Source organism: Prevotella corporis DSM 18810 = JCM 8529 (assembly GCF_000430525.1).
Classification (GTDB): Bacteria; Bacteroidota; Bacteroidia; order Bacteroidales; family Bacteroidaceae; genus Prevotella; species Prevotella corporis.
Window position 1 is genome coordinate 25,056 of record NZ_KE387159.1, and the last position, 16,670, is coordinate 41,725.

Here is a 16,670-nt window from a genome sequence, read left to right on the forward strand (position 1 = left end):
CATGAATGGGCGAACAAAAGCTTATCTTTTAGTTTTCAATCAATATCTTGCTGATTAGCAATGGCTTACGAAGTGAGTTTTCAGTCCTGTTTTTTGTTATATGATTTTGTGGCGATGGTCTGTCGCCTCTTCGGTGTCGAGCATCTGTTTGCCGTCGTCGGCACGGTCGTGGGGAATGCAAAGGCAGACACCGTCAGGGCTTCGGAGCCTCGTCGGGTGTCTGCCGTTGGTTGTGTCGGTCACCCCCTCACGAGCCTTTGCTGACTGGGTGGGGGATCGGCGATTAATAATTCTTCGGTGCTATCTGGAAGTAGCTTTCAGGATGGTTGCAAACCGGGCATACGGCTGGTGCTTGCTTGCCCACTACGATATGGCCGCAGTTGATGCACTGCCAGATGGCCGAGCCGTCCTTTGCGAACACAAGTTTGTCCTCTATGTTCTTCAACAGCTTGCGATAGCGCTCCTCGTGTTCCTTCTCGATGGCGCCTACGCTGCGGAATTTCACTGCAATCTCAGGGAATCCCTCTTCGATGGCTTCCTTGGCCATCTTCTCATACATGTCGGTCCATTCGTAGTTCTCGCCCGCTGCTGCGTCGGAAAGGTTGTCGGTTGTGGTAGGAATATCGCCTTCGTGGAGGAGTTTGAACCAAATTTTGGCGTGTTCCTTCTCGTTTCGCGATGTCTCCATGAAGATATCGGCAATCTGCTGGTAGCCGTCCTTGCGTGCTTTCGATGCGTAATACTGGTACTTGGTGTGTGCCTGGCTCTCGCCTGCAAAGGCTGCCATGAGGTTGGCCTCCGTCTTTGTGCCCTTGAGGGCTGCTGGTTTGAACTCATTGAACTTCTCTGCCTTTACGTGGCATACCGGGCATTCTGCCGGTGCTTCTGTTCCTTCGTGAATGTAACCGCAAACGGTGCAAATAAATTTCTTTTTCATAATGTTCTTGTATTTATAGAATGATACATCTTGTTCGTTTTCGTATGTCGTCGGAGCTATTGTCTATGTGCTGCCGCTGTGCCGTCTTTTTCCTGTTGTGGCTCGGCGATGGCCTTTCGTCGGCCCTTCGCTGTCTTTGGGTCGCCTCTTTTATAGCTTTGTGTCGCTCTTGTGTTATCCTTGCCTTGCTTTTTGTGTCGGCTGTGTGCCACTTGCTAATGCAGCCAGTAACAAATGCAAATATACAATTATTCCATTACAAAGTATAATTTATTTACTTACTTTTGCAGTGAAGGCCGAAAATTAGACTAAAGCTAAATAAGTTTGTGTGCTCACCAGACATGATTATGCGTGGACGAAGAACGTAAAAAAGAGGCTGTTGGGACAATAAAAAAACGGGTTGACGAAGTGTCAGCCCGTTTGTTATGATGTTTGGTCGGGTGTTGGTCCGATTTTCATTTCGGCCGTTGCCCGTCATCCGATAGGCAGCCTATGCCTTGCCCAGCAGCTTGTTGGCCATGTTGAGTGCGGCGCGTCTGCCGTCGCCCATTGCGAGAATGACGGTTGCTCCGCCACGCACGATGTCGCCTCCGGCATAGATTTCCGGTTTGGAGCTTTGCATCTCGTCGTTGACGGCGATGGTGTTCTTTCGTCCGAGCTCAAGGCCTTCTATCGATTTGGGCACCAGTGGGTTGGGCGACACTCCGACAGCCACCACCACTTGGTCGCAGTCGATGGTGACGGTCTTGCCTGTTGTCTTCGGCCGGCGTCGTCCGCTTTCGTCGGGCTCTCCGAGTTCCATCACGTCGAGTATGGCTCCGCTGACGCGTCCGTTCTCGTCGGCAAGATATTCCTTCGGGTTGTGTAGTGTGAGGAAGTTGATTCCCTCTTCCTGTGCGTGCTTCACTTCTTCGGCTCGTGCCGGCATTTCCTCAAGCGAGCGTCGGTAAACGAGTGTCACCTCTGCTCCGAGTCGCTTCGCTGTGCGGCATGAGTCCATGGCGGTGTTGCCTCCTCCCACTACGAGTACTTTCTTTCCGATGATGATAGGCGTGTCGGTGTCGGGGTTGGCAGCGTCCATAAGGTTGACGCGTGTGAGGTACTCGTTGCTCGACAGGATGTTGATGCTGTTCTCGCCCGGTATGCCCATGAAGTTGGGGAGTCCTGCTCCAGACCCGACGAATATGCCTTTGAATCCGCCTTGCTCAAGTTCCTCCACGCTGATGGTCTTTCCCACGATGGTGTCGGTCTGGAAGTGTACGCCCTGTTTGCGGAGATTCTCCACTTCTACTTCAACGATGCTGTTGGGGAGTCGGAATTCTGGGATGCCGTATTTCAGCACACCTCCGATTTCGTGTAGTGCCTCGAAGACATATACTTCAAAACCGCGCTTGATCATGTCTCCTGCGAAGCTCAGACCAGCGGGACCTGAACCGATGACGGCCACCTTGATGCCGTTTGCCGGCTCAAGTTCCGGGAGTGCTATGTTGCCGCTCTCACGCTCGTAGTCGGCTGCAAAGCGTTCCAGATAGCCTATGGCTACTGCCGGTTCGTTCATCTTCAGGTGGATGCAGCGGCTCTCGCACTGTTTCTCCTGTGGGCAGACGCGTCCGCATACTGCCGGTAGTGCCGATGTGTCCTTGAGCACGCGTGCCGCATTTAGGAACTGTCCGCGCTCGATGTTCTTGATGAAACTTGGTATGTTGATGTTCACGGGGCAGCCTTCGACGCAGGTTGGCTTGGCGCAGTCGAGGCAACGCTGTGCCTCTCGCATGGCCATTTCCTTTGTCAGGCCCTTGTTCACTTCCTCAAGACGAGTGGTGGCACGATAGACGGGGTCGAGTTCTGGCATGACGACACGCTCAATGGCGGTGCGCTCCTTTGGTTTCATGCTCTTGCGGAGGACGGTGCGCCACTCGGCATTGCGGTCGGTGAGCTCCGATAGCTCTGCCTTTGTCTCCTCGGAGGGCTTCATCTGGCCCTTGGTGGGGATGGTCTGGCGGTCGCTGGTGTCGTCGGTGTGGCGCACGTTGGTCGATTTGCGTTCCATCTCCTCACGCTCAACACCTTTGAAAGTGCCCATGCGCTTGAACATCTCGTCCCAATCGACGAGGTCGCCGTTGAACTCCGGTCCGTCGATGCAGACGAATTTTGTCTTTCCACCTATGGTCAGGCGGCATGCTCCGCACATACCCGTTCCGTCAACCATAATGGTGTTGAGTGAGACATCGTTGGGAATGCCGTATTTTTTGGCCATCAGCGAGGTGAACTTCATCATCATGGGAGGGCCGATGGCGACCACCTTGTCAACGTGCTCTCGCTGAATGACTTCTTCTACGCCCACTGTCACGACGCCTTTCTTTCCGTAGGAGCCGTCGTCGGTCATGATGATGACTTCGTCGGAGTACTTTGCCACGTCATCGACCATGATTACCAGTTCCTTTGTGCGGCCAGCGAGTACCGATATGACACGGTTGCCGGCTTTTTTCAATGCTGTGAGGATGGGAAGGATGGCCGCAATGCCGATGCCACCTCCTGCGCAGATGACCGTTCCGTAGTTCTCGATGTGCGAGGCATTGCCCAACGGCCCCACGATGTCGAGCACGGAGTCGCCGGGTTCGAGCTCACACAACTTGGTCGATGAGAGTCCCACTTCCTGAATGACCATGGTGAGGGTTCCTTTCTCTGGATCGGCCTTGGCGATGGTGTAGGGTACACGCTCGCTATTTTTGTCAACACGCACGATGACGAAGTTGCCAGCTCTGCAGCTGTGTGCGATGAGTGGTGCTTCGACTACGATGCAAAAGACCTTCTCTGAGAATTGTTCTTTGCTGATAATCTTGTTCATGATAGAGTGATTGTCCTTCTCGGCAACTATCTCGTTTGAAAGAGGGTTTGATAGTTGGAGTCGGTGGTTATTTTGTAATAGGATATTTATTTCATGTGGTATTCGTTCGGGGCTTGTTCTGCGATGTTTGCGAGGGCGGCATGTCAGTCACCAGCTCATGACGAGGCCATGTTTTTGTCGTCGGACGTAGCCTTTCAGCCCTGGTTTTCAGCCTTTCAGCCCCTGGTTGCTTGTCTATTGTCCCTTTGTTGCAGCCTTTCAGCCCCTTGGTTGATTGCCTTTAGCCCCCTGTTGCTGCCCGCCGGCGGTTGTTTCGGCGTCTGGCGGGATGGCGAGGGGGGAGGCTACAGTTTGTCGTCGAGCATCTCGAAGCCGCAGTAGGGCACGAGAGCCTTCGGCACACGGATGCCTTCGGGTGTCTGGTTGTTCTCGATGATGGCGGCGACGATGCGTGGCAGTGCCAGCGCCGATCCGTTGAGGGTGTGGCATAGCTCGATCTTTTTGTCGTCGGCATGTCGGTAACGGCAGTGCAGTCGGTTGGCCTGATAGTTCTCGAAGTTCGATACCGAGCTGACCTCAAGCCAGCGTTGTTGTGCCGCACTCCATACTTCAAAGTCGTAGCAGATGGCCGACGTGAAGCTCATGTCGCCCCCGCAGAGACGCAGAATGTGATAGGGGAGCTCAAGTTTGATGAGGAGCTGCTCTACGTGGTCGAGCATTTCGGCGAGCGACTCGTAGGAGTGTTGTGGTGTGTCGATGCGTACGATTTCCACTTTGTCGAACTGGTGGAGGCGGTTAAGTCCGCGAACGTCCTTTCCATAGCTACCGGCCTCTCTTCTGAAGCACGACGAGTAGGCGCAGCGCTTGATGGGCAGGTCGCCCTCATCGAGTATTTCGTCCCTGAAAATGTTAGTTACGGGCACTTCGGCCGTGGGTATCAGGTAGAGATCGTCGAGCTGTGCGTGATACATCTGTCCCTCTTTGTCGGGCAACTGTCCAGTGCCCAGTCCCGATGCTTGGTTGACCAGCAGCGGCGGTTGAATCTCCAAGTAGCCGCTCTTGCGTGCCTCGTCGAGGAAGAATGCCTCAAGGGCGCGCTGAAAGCGTGCCATCTTACCTATATATATAGGGAATCCCGCACCGGTGATTTTCACACCGAGGTCGAAATCCACAAGGTTGTATTTCTTGCACAAGTCCCAATGGCAGAGCGCTTCTCTGCCAAGCGACGGCTTCTGTCCGCCTTCCTTCACCACTACGTTGTCGCTGGCGTCGCGTCCCTCAGGCACTTCTTCGCTGGGAATGTTGGGAATGGTCAGCAGCACTTCAGTCATGCCGGCCTGTGCCTCGTCCATCTGCTCCTGAAGGGTCTTGTCGGCGGTCTTGAGCTCGGCCACACGGTTTTTTATTTCGTTGGCTTCGTCTTTCTTTCCCTCCTTCATCAAGCCCCCGATTTGTCGGGAAAGCTGGTTCTGCTGCTGCTTGTTGCCGTCGAGTTGCTGCTGGCATTCGCGGCGAATCCTGTCGAGCTGCAGTACCTTCTCGATGGCTTCGCGGGCTCCTTGGAAGTGTTTCTTTTCGAGACCTTTGATTACACGTTCTGTTTCTTCACTGATAAGCTTTAATGTGAGCATGCTTCTTTACCTTAAAATTGTGCTTGTTCTGAGTTTTTTCGCTGTGCGGACGGGCCTTGCCGCAGCCTCGTCGTGGTGCGTTTGGGGGCTGTTGACTGCCTTTCTCCTCTCTGTTGACCGCCGCAAGGGTGTGCCGTGCGTTGTCAAAGGGAGTGGGCAGTGTTGCTCATCCGAAAGCCTGTGAGGGCAAATCTCAGAACAATTTTTCATTATTCAGTGAACAAAGTTACAAAAAATATATTTTAAATTCACGAAAATCATCACTATTTCTTGTGATTTTTTTTGACCCGTCGGCTTCCGTTGCTTGCCCCGCCTCACGCTGGCACTCTGATTCCGTCGCATTTGGTGTGCCTTTCCCGTTCGTTCCCGTCTCCTTGCCCTGTAAACGCATGAATCCCAGACCTCGGTTGGGGTCTGGGATTATGTTGTTTGTTTGGAATAGTTTGTTTGTTTGCTTACGCTTGTGGTGTTTGTTTGCTTGCGTATGCTTCCTCAGAGAGTACAGAGACTGTGCTCTTGTTGAACTTTCCTCTGTGGAAATAGACCACACCGTCTGTGAGTGCATAGAGAGTGTCGTCCTTACCTTGGGCAACATTTACACCGGGATAGTGTCGGTTACCGCGCTGGCGAACGATAATGTTGCCTGCGATAATCTTCTGACCACCACCGATCTTAACACCTAAACGCTTTGAATGTGATTCGCGGCCGTTCTTTGAACTACCGACACCTTTTTTATGAGCCATTTCTTAGTCCTCCTAAATTTAAGCGTTAATTGTTTTAATCTCTACCTGAGTGAACTGTGCGCGATGACCATTCTTTTTGCGATAGTCCTTGCGACGTTTCATCTTGAAGACGATGATCTTATCGCCCTTCACGAGTGGTGTTACCACCTCAGCAACTACTTTTGCACCACTGACAGTAGGCGCGCCAACTGTGACTGTTCCGTTGTTATCGACCAACAGAACCTTGTCAAACTCAACAGTCTTGCCTTCTTCGGCATCTTTCAGGCGGTTGACATAGAGCTTTTTGCCCTCTTCAGCCTTGAACTGCTGACCGTTAATTTCTACGATTGCGTACATTTTATTTGTTGTAAACGGTTTCACCGATAGGCGACAGAGCATCTTTCCTGTACTTATACGAGCCCATTCGGCATAAAAAACGGTGCAAAATTACAAAAATTGTTTCTATTAACTGTCCTGACGGCTTGGGTAACCTCGGTATATTATAAAGAATTAACAATATATAACTTATCGGGCGGTTTCTTTTCGTTATTCTTCTCTTTTCAATATGGCTGTCATGGTGGGTTGGGTGGTCTCCAATTCTATTGTGTAGGAGGCTTCATAGAGTAGGGGGAGTGTGTCCTTACCTGCCTTCATGACTTGCTTATAGGTAATTTTCTTGTAGTCTTCGGTCACGGTCGTGTCGTTCTGATAGTCGTATTGCTGTTCCGTTGTGTCGTTTTCGAGTGCATTCTGGGGTTCTACTTCCATTTTTTCGTAGTCTTCGACCGTCATTGCGGAGTCCGCAGAACTTGCCGCATCTATGCAACTGTCGAGGTAGGCTGTGTCAGCCACCATCGTGTCAACCTCTGTGGAGTCGGATACGGTTGTGTAGATGTATTCGTATTTTTGTTGTTGTCTTTCGAGGCTGAAGCTCAGGTCTTTTTTCAACTTGGCTGTCTGCGTCGTGTATCTGTTGTTTCGGTTGGTTCCGTCGAGCGGTTTCCCGATGGTTGCCGTCCCTTTTTTGAATGGTATGTGATAGAAGTTGTTCCACATAGTGAACCCCGGACAACAGACGTTGAGGAAAATTTTGGTGAGTGTGCTGCCTATTTGTGGCATCTGAAGCATCTTCATTGTTTCCTCCATTTCCTTTTCCGTCTCTTTGTCGGCCTTTCCCGATGTCAACAGTATCTCATGAATCTTTTCGCATATCTTTTGCCAATGTCGCTGTCCGTCCATGATGGTCCATGTGTCCATGTTGGGAGACAGGAGTACGGTGATTTTGTTTTGTTTGAAGTAATCGAACACCGCTCCCACCAGTGTATCAAACTCCTTGTCGGCGTCCGACTGGTTGTATTCGGGTGTCTCGGCAATCTCCAAAGTGGCTACTATGACGTACGGGGTTACATCGTTTATCTCTATTGTGAATCGGTTTTTCAGCTGGTTCTTGTATAGTGCCATTGCCAGTCCGCCTATGTATTGTGTTTGCATGGAGGCTTCCGGCATTATTTCTAACGGTGCGAACAGGCCAAAATCGGGAATTTTCATGTTGGCTGTTTCAGGATGGATGTTGTCGATGGTGAGGCAATAGCTTGCCTTGAGCCCCTTTCTGAATTTCTGATGGTAGTTGTCCACAGTGGGGTTGGTGTGTCTATGTGCCAAGATTGGTAGGCAGACTGCTGCGAGCAGCAATAGTATTATTTTTCTCATGATGGTCGTTTGTTGGGTTGTTGGCAGCTTATTGTTCTCTTCTGAGTATGATTCCCACTTTAGGCTTCTTGCCGTCTCTTTCAATTTCGTAAGTTTGTTCGTAGAGAGTCGGCATCGAGTCTTTCCCGATAATCAGGTGATAGTGCCTGTGCTCCAAGGTAAATCGGGCGGTTTTCTGCGCCTTCTCGTCGGGTTGCGGATCTGTCGTGTTCCCGTTTTCGTTTCCATCAGTCCACACGCTGTCTATTTCGACGGAGTCTGCCTCATCGTATGACCAAGCGATGGCTCGGCGACTATACTGGTCGGATGTCATTTCGAACGAGTTGTCGGCAGCCATTTCGGCCTTTTCCACCGTGTATGTCTGTTCCTTATCGCTGTCGTTGATTGGTTGCCCCGTGGTTTTCTGCCCCAAACAGAAAGGTGTGTTGTAGGCTTTCTCGAACCAGTGGAGGGCGGGACATGCCATGCGGATGAAAAATTCCAACAGTCTTTGTCGGGGAGTCGGGTACTGGAGCTGGTAATCCTCTGCTTTTTTCGCATCGTAGTCCGTACCTTTCCGTATTCCCATGCGCTCCGACAGATTGTCCCAATGTTCTTTTCCGCCCACCAGCATCCAACTGTTCATGTCGTTGGGGAAGAACATTGTGAATTTGTTTTCCTCCAAATACTCTGTCATGGCTTTCGAGACCTTGTCAACCTCTTTGACATCAGTCTCTTTCTTCTCTTTCGGTTGGTGAATGAGCAGCGAGAAAACCGTGCCGTAGGGTGTCGTGTCAATCACTTCAAGCGTGAACTTGTGACACACTTCGTCGGAGAAGGCATATCCAGAGATACCAAAATAGCTGTACACGATGAGCTGTATTTGGTCAGATTGGTCGAGGAGCGAGTAGTACTCGGGGACATCTGTCTCCTCAACGCCATCGCTGTCAGTGGTAATCTGGAAACTGTAGGTGGCTTTCTGACCTTTCTCAAATCGTGGCCGGTAGGTCTGCGCCCCAGTCGTCGTCAACCCTTGCGCCATGGTCGTCAGGCAGAGGAGTGTCGTCAGTGCGGTAATTAGTATTCTCATGCTAATTGATTGTATGATAATTCATCAGCAAATGTAATTATTAAAAACGACAAACGGAAATGTTTTTCAGTAAATTTTCAATTTTTTTCTTTTCGTTCTTTTATTTGGTGGTATTGGATATATTCAGTAACTTTGCCGATGAAGATAAGATAGTTTATGGATTCACAACCCAATAAGAAACCCACCTATACCGTACCGGTGGCCATCTGCGCCGCCGTGCTCGTGTTCGGCTCGCTGCTGCTGGCCTTTCTGATGGCTACGCGCGACATGGCACCACCTCGCAAGTACGAGGTCGATATGTCGGGCTCGGTCATCGGCATCGATACCACGTCGAAGATTCCCGTGCTGACGAAGGAAGAGGCCAAGGAAGTCGAGGTCAAGGACCACAAGAAAGTCGATTACGTCGAGCCAGCCCCGAAAGCCGACGAGGAGAACATACCGGCACCGGAGCCCATCATCGTGCCGTCAACACCCCCGACGGTGATAGAAGAGTCAGCCCCTGCGGAGACAAAAGCGCCGAAAATAGAAATCAAGTCGCCCAAGGTAGAGCCGATAGAGTAGGTCGTCTTCAGCCCCCTGTCAGCTGCCACAAAAGCCGCGGCAATCCAAAAGCTGACCTTTTGCGTTGCGAAAGGGCAGAGATGACCGTGTGAAAGCTCACCTTTCGCAGTCCCGTTTCTCTGATGCCGTCCGTCGTTGCCGTTTCACTTCTTCCTTCGCCTTGCTCTGTCGCAGGTGTCAGATGAAGCCCCCTGTCATATCCAAGGAATTTCGTATTCCGGCATAGGGCTCTCTTCCACATTGAAATTCGTGTTGGGTAGAATGACTTTAGCCTTTGTCAATCTGTTAATATAATTGTCTCGTATCTTATTTTCCTCAATCTCCACTCTTCTCGCCTTACCCATGGCCAGGAATTCTTCCTCGATTTCAAGTCCAAGATAACGGCGGTCGAGCAAGTTGGCAGCAATTCCGGTAGTGGCACTTCCGCTGAACGGATCGAGAATCCATGAGCCAGGTTCGGAGCTCGCCTGAATCAATCTTGCCAGTACTGCCAGAGGCTTTTGCGTGGGGTGTTTGCCACACGATTTTTCCCATTTCCCTATGGCTGGCAAATTCCAGACATCAGTCATCTGTTTGTTGTCATTCAATAGTTTCATCAATGTGTAGTTGAAATAATGTGGAACTTTAGGCGACTTACGGGCCCAGATGATAAATTCGGTCGAGAATGTGAAATAGCGACATGAGATATTGGGCGGTGGATTGGTTTTCGCCCATGTAATAACATTCAAAATTTTGAATCCCAGTTTCAACAACTGTTGCTGTACGCTGAAAATGTTATGGTGAGTTCCTGAAATCCAAATAGTGGCATTGTCTTTCATGTGGTCACGAACTCCCGAAAGCCAACGCAGATTGAAGGCATCCATGTCTTCGGGTGTCGTTGGTTTATCCCAATCCCCTTTATCCACGCATACTATCCGCCCACTCTGATAGCTAATCCCCCCATTTGACAGAAAATACGGAGGATCGGCAAAAACCATGTCAAATCCGAATTTGAACTTTGATAAGGTTTCCACGCAATCGCCTTTTATAAGGGTAAAGTCGTTAGAGGGTGATTTGTAATAGGAAGGAATCATTCTATATCATAAGAATTCACCGAATCGCTTGCTTGTTCAGGAACAGGCAAGCCCAATTCTTGTAAAGGAATATAGTCGAAATAGTATTTACATCCAACACTAATTATATAGTCAAGGGTATCTTTGTATTTACTATTTAAGAACCACTTGTCAAGAATGTAAAAATATTCTACTCTATAATTTAATTCTGAAAAAAGTTTTGTATATTCTTTCTTCTTAAAATCGCATGTTTGTAATTTCTCATCAACACTACCTGCTACTTCTTGATGTTTTACTTCTATGATAAATGCAGTATTATTGATAATTACATATATACAATTGTCTGGCAACAACTTTTTGGATATATGTTTTGTCCAATCAATTCCAACCTCTTTCAAAAAAGTATATAAGGCATGTTTTTTAAATAATCGTGCTATAAGTTCATCCTTGAAATAAACCTTCGTATTTATAACTTTATAGTTATTTTGAGAGTTTAAAAAGGCTGCCAAATCTACTTTAGCTTCATAAATAAGCCCTGTGATAGTATTACCACCACCTATACCATCCTTAATCATTACTAATTGTCATTATTAGTTCTTGTGCAAACACCATGGTAATATCCAAGTGCGAAGGCAGCATGAGGACTTTTATGTCTTTGTGCGCCTGCCTGACTATCTTCAAGCCTCTCTAGAACAGAGTTAATATTCAGTTCTCCATTCAACTTGTAGCCAGCTTTGTATCCTGCTTCATAAGCACATGCTGCGCATTTATGCCTACCAACTCCACCTTGATCAATTGGGATAGAATCCATTTTTGCCGATAAATTTGTGTGATCTTTTTTACATGCCATGATTGATATTTTTAATAAGATTAATAAAATCGTCTAGGTTCGTTAGATTATAAATTCTTGGGATTATAGCGTAGGCTTCCTGTAGTTTGTTTCTAGCACTCTTCCAGCCTATTCCATCAGTAACCCAAACGAATTCAAATCCATCAACAGAATTAATTTTAGGTGCTATATCAGAGTAGGAACGTGCGACTTCATTCAGTTTTGAACCTCCGCCACTGTAGAAATTTACTTCGATAAGATAAGTTTTGTTCAAAGTCTCAATAACGAAATCAAAGCGTTTCTCATCATCACCGAGAACTTTCTGTAGCTCAGACCATTCAGTCGAATAAATTTCTTGGCGATAGTTGATAGCATTTTCTCTAAAAAGTTTGGCTACCATTCCTTCCATTACATGCCCACTTCTATTCTTGCGTGCGTTGCTGTCAAGACCAGTCTCAATACCAAAGACATAATCGACCAAGTCATTGATTTTCCTTTTTCTGAAAATATCTGCCAGTCCTGTGCCTTCAAGGTATTCTATCACTCCGTCAACGCTTTTAAATAATCTATCAAGCACAATACTCTCGCCAATGGAATTCAAAACTATTTTTTTACCTTCGCTTCGGACTGCAATGAGAATATCCATGATTCTAAATGCAGTTTTGTCCCGATACCAAATGGTTTCGACACTCTTGCGGAGGTCTGTTGTACCTAAAAGACTGTTCAACATGCAAAGGCTTAGCCTGATATTATCAACATTGTTATTTATCTTTTCAAAATCACAGAAGAAATCCAATGTTTGATTTGTCTCTTGAAGTTGAGACATAAACTGATTAAAATCCTTAGTCATTTTTATTTTTCATGTATTTTTTTATTAAACCATGCTTGCCATCTTATCATCTTCAGCCACAATCCCCGGTTCGATAATGATGCTGTTCGGATAAGTATTGGCTTTGGTGTTTTTATAGTTGTGTACTAATATCTCTGTCAGTTTTCCTCTTTTCTTTGGGTTTGAGTTTATGCTCCTTGAAGCCCATAAACGTTCGATTTGGTATTCCCTATAAAGAGAGTCAAAGAAGTTGTCTTTTTCATTCTTTCCTTTACAGTCCGAATTGCTCAGCATGAATTTGTAGCCGGCTTCGTTAATTCTGTCACAATACTTTTTCAATCGTATCTGTGCTTCATCATTGAACGCCTCTTTTGTATAATCGTTAAAACTTGAAGTATCGCTCAGTGGGCGATAGGGGGGATCAAAATAAAATAGGGTGTTACCTTGAGCATAATCGAAAGTTGTCTCAAAATCGCCATTCAGTATTTCAACACGTTTCAACAATTTGCTATCTCTTAAAATTGTTTCTGTGTCGCAAATAGTAGGATTGGAATACTTTCCAAAAGGAACATTGAAGAGCCCCTTTTTATTTACCCTATATAATCCATTAAAGCAGGTTCGATTAAGGAAAAAGAATTTTGTAGTATTCTCTATTGGCGATAGGTTTTTTTCGTTATAGCGGTCGCGCGCTGCAATATAAAAGCTTTTCCTCCCTTCTTCTGTTTCCAAAGCAAGATATGAACTTTCTATATCTCTCAACGACTCTATAAGTAGTTCAGGCATATCTCTGACAGTCTGATAGCATATGAACAAATCGGGGTTGATATCATTGATAACAGCTTTCGTGATGTTGGGGTAATGCCATAGCATATAAAAAAGCATAGCTCCGCCACCCACAAAGGATTCAATGTAGGTTACATCATTCCAATTACCAAAGTCAGCTGGAAGTTGAGAGTCCAACTGTTCCAGGAGTTGACTCTTGCCGCCAACCCATTTGATAAAAGGTTTTGGTTTTACCATATTCAAATAATCATTAATTCAACAACTTTTATTTTTTTCGTCAAAGAATCAATTACTTTTACAATTTCTATAGAACATCATCATATTTGCTAAGCAATGGGATGAATGCTATTTTTCCCAAAGTCAGTTAATTAGTCCACTTGAAGCCAATGATTGCCCTCTGTGTAAACATGAGATCTTGAGCCAATTATTGGGGCAATTTATCATGGTGGAGTCAAATTTTAAGCAAATGTATGAAAAAATAATGTTATGGCAAAATAATAAAATGTTTTTGAATGATTAGCGAGTGCATAAACTTCAGTTTTAAATGGATGACTGTTGTTATCTAAACTTACCGTTCTTTGTCGTCTCACCGTCTTGCCGTCACGTGGTAACAGTGCTGGCTCCGCTCGAAGATTATCCAGCATTCGCCCTCCTCACGCAACTCGCAGATGACTTCGCCCAGTAGGTTGGCCATCAGACGGTTGCTCGGTTGCATGCCGTCCATGCTGATGCGGTTGAAGCGAGTGAAGCTGACATCGAAGGTTGTGCCGTACATGTGCGACGAGTTGGTGGCGGCGACCCTGTTGATTTTTTTCAGTCCGCCGATATCCTCACGGGTGCGGAGCATCGACGTGACGATGATTCTGTGTTCTCGGTAGCCGGCTTTCCGGAGTTTCTTCTGAAATCGCTTGGCGATGGTCTTTAGAACCCATTTCCCGCCACTGGTGAGGTAGGGATTCGAGTGGGGCATGGGGTCGAGTAGATAGTATCGGTTGGTTTTGATTTTCCTCAGTCGCCAGGCTCGCAGCCATATTCCGCTGCGCCGTCTGATGGGTTTCGACAGTCCGTAGCGAGTGGCGGCTTCGAGTTGCTGGCCGCCCAAGTCGGCTATCTGGAATCGTCTGTCTATTTCGGGGTTGTCTTGCCTGAACGTGTGGCCGCCCTCGCCAAACCGGCTGCTCGTGCATCCTTCCATGACCAGCAGCAGAAGGGCAGCGATGATTGCCGTCAGGTGTCTGGCGGTGATGTGTTGGCTGTTTGGCATGTGTCCGTTCATTTTCTCCTATATTATAAATAGGTGAGCTTGCAAATTCAGTATTGTTGGATTTCGATGTTGTTTTTGTTGGCAAAGGGTCGCTGTGGACGCCTAAAGGCTGTCGCCGTCGTTGTCAACTCGTTTGATGGGGCGCAGGCGATGGGGCTTCACCACTAAGGGTACGTTCTCGATGAACACGTTGCTCGTGTCGAGACCCAGTGCGCGCGACATGCTCAGTTTCAAGTGGGCAATCAGCGAGTAGAGGCTCATGATGAGGCGCTCCTTCTTCGAGAAGTGGTTGAGGGCTGCATAGATTCGGTTGATGATGACGAAGATGAAGTTGCCCGAAATGCCGTGTTTCTCAAGCGACGGGTAGCAGCTGTCGAGCGTGAACTCCTTGCTGGCCACCAGCTCCTCGATGATCTGGCGGAAATAGTGGTTCACCAGCGGCTGAACGCGGAACCCTAATTTCAGGTTGATGCGGTAGAGCGTGTCTGGAATCAGCGTCGTGAACTCGTATTCCAGTGTTTGCGGCTCGTCCTGATAGTCGATGTGTAGCAAAATGTAGTGGTCGGCCCGCATGGGGTGCTTGTGGATGATGGAGTAGAGAATCTTTTGTTCGATGTCGTAAGTGCCCGAAAGCTTGCTCAGATAGACGATATTGGTGGCAAACTTGGCTATCGTGGTGTCGTGCTTGATGTCCGAAATCACGCCATACCACTCCCTGATGTCGCGCACATCGACCTGTTGACTGCGGATGAGTTTGGCATTGTGCCATACATACATCACGACGAACATGACACCGGCCATGAGCATCGTCACCCATCCGCCATGAACGAACTTGAACATGTTGGCAATGAAGAAGATACCCTCAAGTCCGATGAAGAAAACCACAAACGGTATCGTGATGAGCGGCGACACACGGCGCTGCCCCAGATAGGCGAAGAGCAGGAAGGTGGTCATGAGCATCGTGATGGTGATGGCCAGACCGTAGGCGGCTTCCATGTTCTCGGAACTCTCGAAGAACAGAATGACGAGGATGCAGAGCACGTAGAGCGCCGTGTTGACAAACGGTATGTAGAGCTGTCCCTTCACGTCGGTGGTGTATTTGATTTTCTGACGCGGCCAGAACTTCAGGTTCATCGCCTCACTGAAAATAGTGAACGAGCCACTGATGAGGGCTTGACTGGCGATGATGGCGGCGATGGTGGCCGTGGTGATGCCGAAAAACAGGAAACTGCGGGGCATGATGGCATAGAAAGGGTTGACGCCCGGAGCAAGACTGTCAGCATGGTTGATGATCCAAGCTCCCTGACCCAAGTAATTGAGGATGAGCATCGACTTGACGAAAACCCAGCTCACGCGGATGTTCTGCGCACCACAGTGGCCGAGGTCGGAGTAGAGTGCCTCGGCGCCGGTCGTACAGAGGAACACCGCCCCAAGGATGAGGAACCATTCGGGATCATGTATCAGAAGCTCCAGCGCATAATAGGGATTGAAAGCCTTGAGAATTGGCAGAAAGTCGGCGATGTGACCGATTCCCAGTACCCCCATCATCGTGAACCAGACGAACATCAGCGGACCGAAAAATCGCCCGATGGCGTTCGTTCCAAATTGCTGAATGAAGAACAGCACCGTAATGATACACAGGCAGATGGGAATGATGGGTGTCTCTGGCTCGTAGGCTCTCAGTCCCTCGATGGCCGAGAGCACCGTGATGGAGGGAGTGATTACACCGTCAGCCACCAGCGTGCTCGCACCGATGATGGCCAGTAGGTAAAACCACCTGCGGCTGTGCCGCCTGATGAGCGCATAGAGGGCCAGAATGCCGCCCTCACCCTTGTTGTCGGCACGGAGCGCAATGAGAACGTACTTGATAGTGGTCTGTAACGTCAGCGTCCAGATGATGCACGACACAGCACCGGTGATGTATTCGGCATTGATGGTGCTGCCGGCCTTCACAATGGCCTTCATTACATAAAGTGGCGATGTGCCGATGTCGCCAAACACAATGCCCAGCGTCACGATGACGCCGATAAAGCTCAGCCGGTTGTGTGCGGCCTGTTTCGTTTCAGAGTTCAATGCCATAGATTGTCCCTTTCGTTTAATCTGAAAATATCGCTGCAAAGGTAAGAAAAAATCGGAATCTGCAAATTTTTATCAATCCTTAATTCCGCAACACTATTATAAATTAAACTTTTTAAGTACCTGAGCAACAAAAAGTAGCTCAGGATTTTGCCATGTCAGAATTTTCACTTATCTTAGTGTTGCAAACAAAAGAGAATCCGACGATAGACATGGCGAAGATACAAATTAAATCTGAGAGACTCACTCCTTTGGGGGGATTATTTTCAATCATGGAGCAATTTGACTCCACACTATCCTCTGGGCGATAAAGGAACTGACGCAAGAAAACATCTCATACACGTCAGATACGGGTAAGA

Annotated in this window: 17 protein-coding genes; 1 reads left to right on the forward strand and 16 read right to left on the reverse strand. The window is 48.2% G+C overall.

From position 1 onward, the window contains the following. Positions 1 to 96 precede the first annotated feature (96 nt). From H515_RS14680 to H515_RS0112305, 9 genes are all read right to left on the reverse strand, one after another. Complete coding sequence (locus tag H515_RS14680) at positions 97 to 243, reverse strand: hypothetical protein (protein ID WP_154653715.1); 147 nt, start codon at positions 241 to 243, stop codon at positions 97 to 99. Positions 244 to 283: 40 nt separating this feature from the next. Next, the gene (rbr, locus tag H515_RS0112270) at positions 284 to 937 is read right to left on the reverse strand and encodes a rubrerythrin (RefSeq protein ID WP_025876516.1); all 654 of its coding nucleotides are present in this window, start codon (positions 935 to 937) and stop codon (positions 284 to 286) included. A gap of 56 nt (positions 938 to 993) precedes the next feature. Beyond that, positions 994 to 1,149: a hypothetical protein gene (locus H515_RS14685; protein WP_154653716.1), complete on the reverse strand. Its 156-nt coding sequence runs from the start codon at positions 1,147 to 1,149 to the stop codon at positions 994 to 996. 278 nt (positions 1,150 to 1,427) lie between these two features. Continuing rightward, on the reverse strand, positions 1,428 to 3,785 hold the full coding sequence (locus tag H515_RS0112280; RefSeq protein WP_025876519.1) for a bifunctional dihydroorotate dehydrogenase B NAD binding subunit/NADPH-dependent glutamate synthase: 2,358 nt from the start codon (positions 3,783 to 3,785) through the stop codon (positions 1,428 to 1,430). A 344-nt stretch (positions 3,786 to 4,129) separates the two neighbouring features. Next, entirely contained in the window at positions 4,130 to 5,416 is a 1,287-nt protein-coding gene (serS, locus tag H515_RS0112285) for a serine--tRNA ligase (protein ID WP_028902023.1), read from the reverse strand. A gap of 455 nt (positions 5,417 to 5,871) precedes the next feature. Further along, the gene (gene rpmA / locus H515_RS0112290; RefSeq protein ID WP_025876521.1) at positions 5,872 to 6,159 is read right to left on the reverse strand and encodes a 50S ribosomal protein L27; all 288 of its coding nucleotides are present in this window, start codon (positions 6,157 to 6,159) and stop codon (positions 5,872 to 5,874) included. Between the two features lie 18 nt (positions 6,160 to 6,177). Further along, the gene (gene rplU / locus H515_RS0112295) at positions 6,178 to 6,495 is read right to left on the reverse strand and encodes a 50S ribosomal protein L21 (protein WP_028902024.1); all 318 of its coding nucleotides are present in this window, start codon (positions 6,493 to 6,495) and stop codon (positions 6,178 to 6,180) included. 189 nt (positions 6,496 to 6,684) lie between these two features. Then, positions 6,685 to 7,848: a hypothetical protein gene (locus H515_RS0112300; RefSeq protein WP_154653717.1), complete on the reverse strand. Its 1,164-nt coding sequence runs from the start codon at positions 7,846 to 7,848 to the stop codon at positions 6,685 to 6,687. A 28-nt stretch (positions 7,849 to 7,876) separates the two neighbouring features. Then, positions 7,877 to 8,917 (reverse strand): hypothetical protein, encoded by a 1,041-nt coding sequence (locus tag H515_RS0112305; RefSeq protein ID WP_028902025.1) that lies wholly within the window; start codon positions 8,915 to 8,917, stop codon positions 7,877 to 7,879. A 156-nt stretch (positions 8,918 to 9,073) separates the two neighbouring features. Between H515_RS0112305 and H515_RS0112310 the strand changes: the two genes are divergently transcribed. After that, positions 9,074 to 9,478: a hypothetical protein gene (locus H515_RS0112310; protein ID WP_025876526.1), complete on the forward strand. Its 405-nt coding sequence runs from the start codon at positions 9,074 to 9,076 to the stop codon at positions 9,476 to 9,478. 194 nt (positions 9,479 to 9,672) lie between these two features. On the opposite strand, the gene H515_RS0112315 is transcribed toward H515_RS0112310, so the two are convergent. The 7 genes from H515_RS0112315 to H515_RS0112345 all read right to left on the reverse strand — a co-directional run bounded on the left by H515_RS0112315 (position 9,673) and on the right by H515_RS0112345 (position 16,314). After that, positions 9,673 to 10,551 carry a DNA-methyltransferase gene (locus tag H515_RS0112315; RefSeq protein WP_025876527.1) on the reverse strand — a complete coding sequence of 293 codons (879 nt, stop codon included), beginning with the start codon at positions 10,549 to 10,551 and terminating at the stop codon, positions 9,673 to 9,675. Next, complete coding sequence (locus H515_RS0112320) at positions 10,548 to 11,105, reverse strand: hypothetical protein (protein WP_025876528.1); 558 nt, start codon at positions 11,103 to 11,105, stop codon at positions 10,548 to 10,550. Before H515_RS0112320 ends, H515_RS0112315 begins: the two co-directional genes overlap by 4 nt. A 2-nt stretch (positions 11,106 to 11,107) precedes the next feature. Next, on the reverse strand, positions 11,108 to 11,380 hold the full coding sequence (locus tag H515_RS0112325) for a hypothetical protein (protein WP_025876529.1): 273 nt from the start codon (positions 11,378 to 11,380) through the stop codon (positions 11,108 to 11,110). After that, entirely contained in the window at positions 11,370 to 12,209 is an 840-nt protein-coding gene (locus tag H515_RS0112330; RefSeq protein WP_025876530.1) for a type II restriction endonuclease, read from the reverse strand. Before H515_RS0112330 ends, H515_RS0112325 begins: the two co-directional genes overlap by 11 nt. 24 nt (positions 12,210 to 12,233) lie before the next feature. Continuing rightward, complete coding sequence (locus H515_RS0112335) at positions 12,234 to 13,208, reverse strand: DNA adenine methylase (protein ID WP_025876531.1); 975 nt, start codon at positions 13,206 to 13,208, stop codon at positions 12,234 to 12,236. Positions 13,209 to 13,557: 349 nt separating this feature from the next. Beyond that, positions 13,558 to 14,247 (reverse strand): DUF5715 family protein, encoded by a 690-nt coding sequence (locus H515_RS0112340; RefSeq protein WP_036891975.1) that lies wholly within the window; start codon positions 14,245 to 14,247, stop codon positions 13,558 to 13,560. Positions 14,248 to 14,337: 90 nt separating this feature from the next. Beyond that, positions 14,338 to 16,314 carry a KUP/HAK/KT family potassium transporter gene (locus H515_RS0112345; RefSeq protein WP_028902027.1) on the reverse strand — a complete coding sequence of 659 codons (1,977 nt, stop codon included), beginning with the start codon at positions 16,312 to 16,314 and terminating at the stop codon, positions 14,338 to 14,340. Between the last annotated feature and the right edge of the window lie 356 nt (positions 16,315 to 16,670).

Coding starts and splice junctions, on each gene's coding strand:
- H515_RS0112310 (WP_025876526.1), top strand. CDS start 9,074: ATGGATTCACAACCCAATAAGAAACCCACCTATACCGTACCGGTGGCC.
- H515_RS0112305 (WP_028902025.1), bottom strand. CDS start 8,917: ATGAGAATACTAATTACCGCACTGACGACACTCCTCTGCCTGACGACC.
- H515_RS0112335 (WP_025876531.1), bottom strand. CDS start 13,208: ATGGTAAAACCAAAACCTTTTATCAAATGGGTTGGCGGCAAGAGTCAA.
- H515_RS0112280 (WP_025876519.1), bottom strand. CDS start 3,785: ATGAACAAGATTATCAGCAAAGAACAATTCTCAGAGAAGGTCTTTTGC.
- rpmA (WP_025876521.1), bottom strand. CDS start 6,159: ATGGCTCATAAAAAAGGTGTCGGTAGTTCAAAGAACGGCCGCGAATCA.
- serS (WP_028902023.1), bottom strand. CDS start 5,416: ATGCTCACATTAAAGCTTATCAGTGAAGAAACAGAACGTGTAATCAAA.
- H515_RS0112330 (WP_025876530.1), bottom strand. CDS start 12,209: ATGACTAAGGATTTTAATCAGTTTATGTCTCAACTTCAAGAGACAAAT.
- H515_RS0112340 (WP_036891975.1), bottom strand. CDS start 14,247: ATGAACGGACACATGCCAAACAGCCAACACATCACCGCCAGACACCTG.
- H515_RS0112325 (WP_025876529.1), bottom strand. CDS start 11,380: ATGGCATGTAAAAAAGATCACACAAATTTATCGGCAAAAATGGATTCT.
- H515_RS0112300 (WP_154653717.1), bottom strand. CDS start 7,848: ATGAGAAAAATAATACTATTGCTGCTCGCAGCAGTCTGCCTACCAATC.
- rbr (WP_025876516.1), bottom strand. CDS start 937: ATGAAAAAGAAATTTATTTGCACCGTTTGCGGTTACATTCACGAAGGA.
- H515_RS0112345 (WP_028902027.1), bottom strand. CDS start 16,314: ATGGCATTGAACTCTGAAACGAAACAGGCCGCACACAACCGGCTGAGC.
- H515_RS0112320 (WP_025876528.1), bottom strand. CDS start 11,105: ATGATTAAGGATGGTATAGGTGGTGGTAATACTATCACAGGGCTTATT.
- H515_RS0112315 (WP_025876527.1), bottom strand. CDS start 10,551: ATGATTCCTTCCTATTACAAATCACCCTCTAACGACTTTACCCTTATA.
- rplU (WP_028902024.1), bottom strand. CDS start 6,495: ATGTACGCAATCGTAGAAATTAACGGTCAGCAGTTCAAGGCTGAAGAG.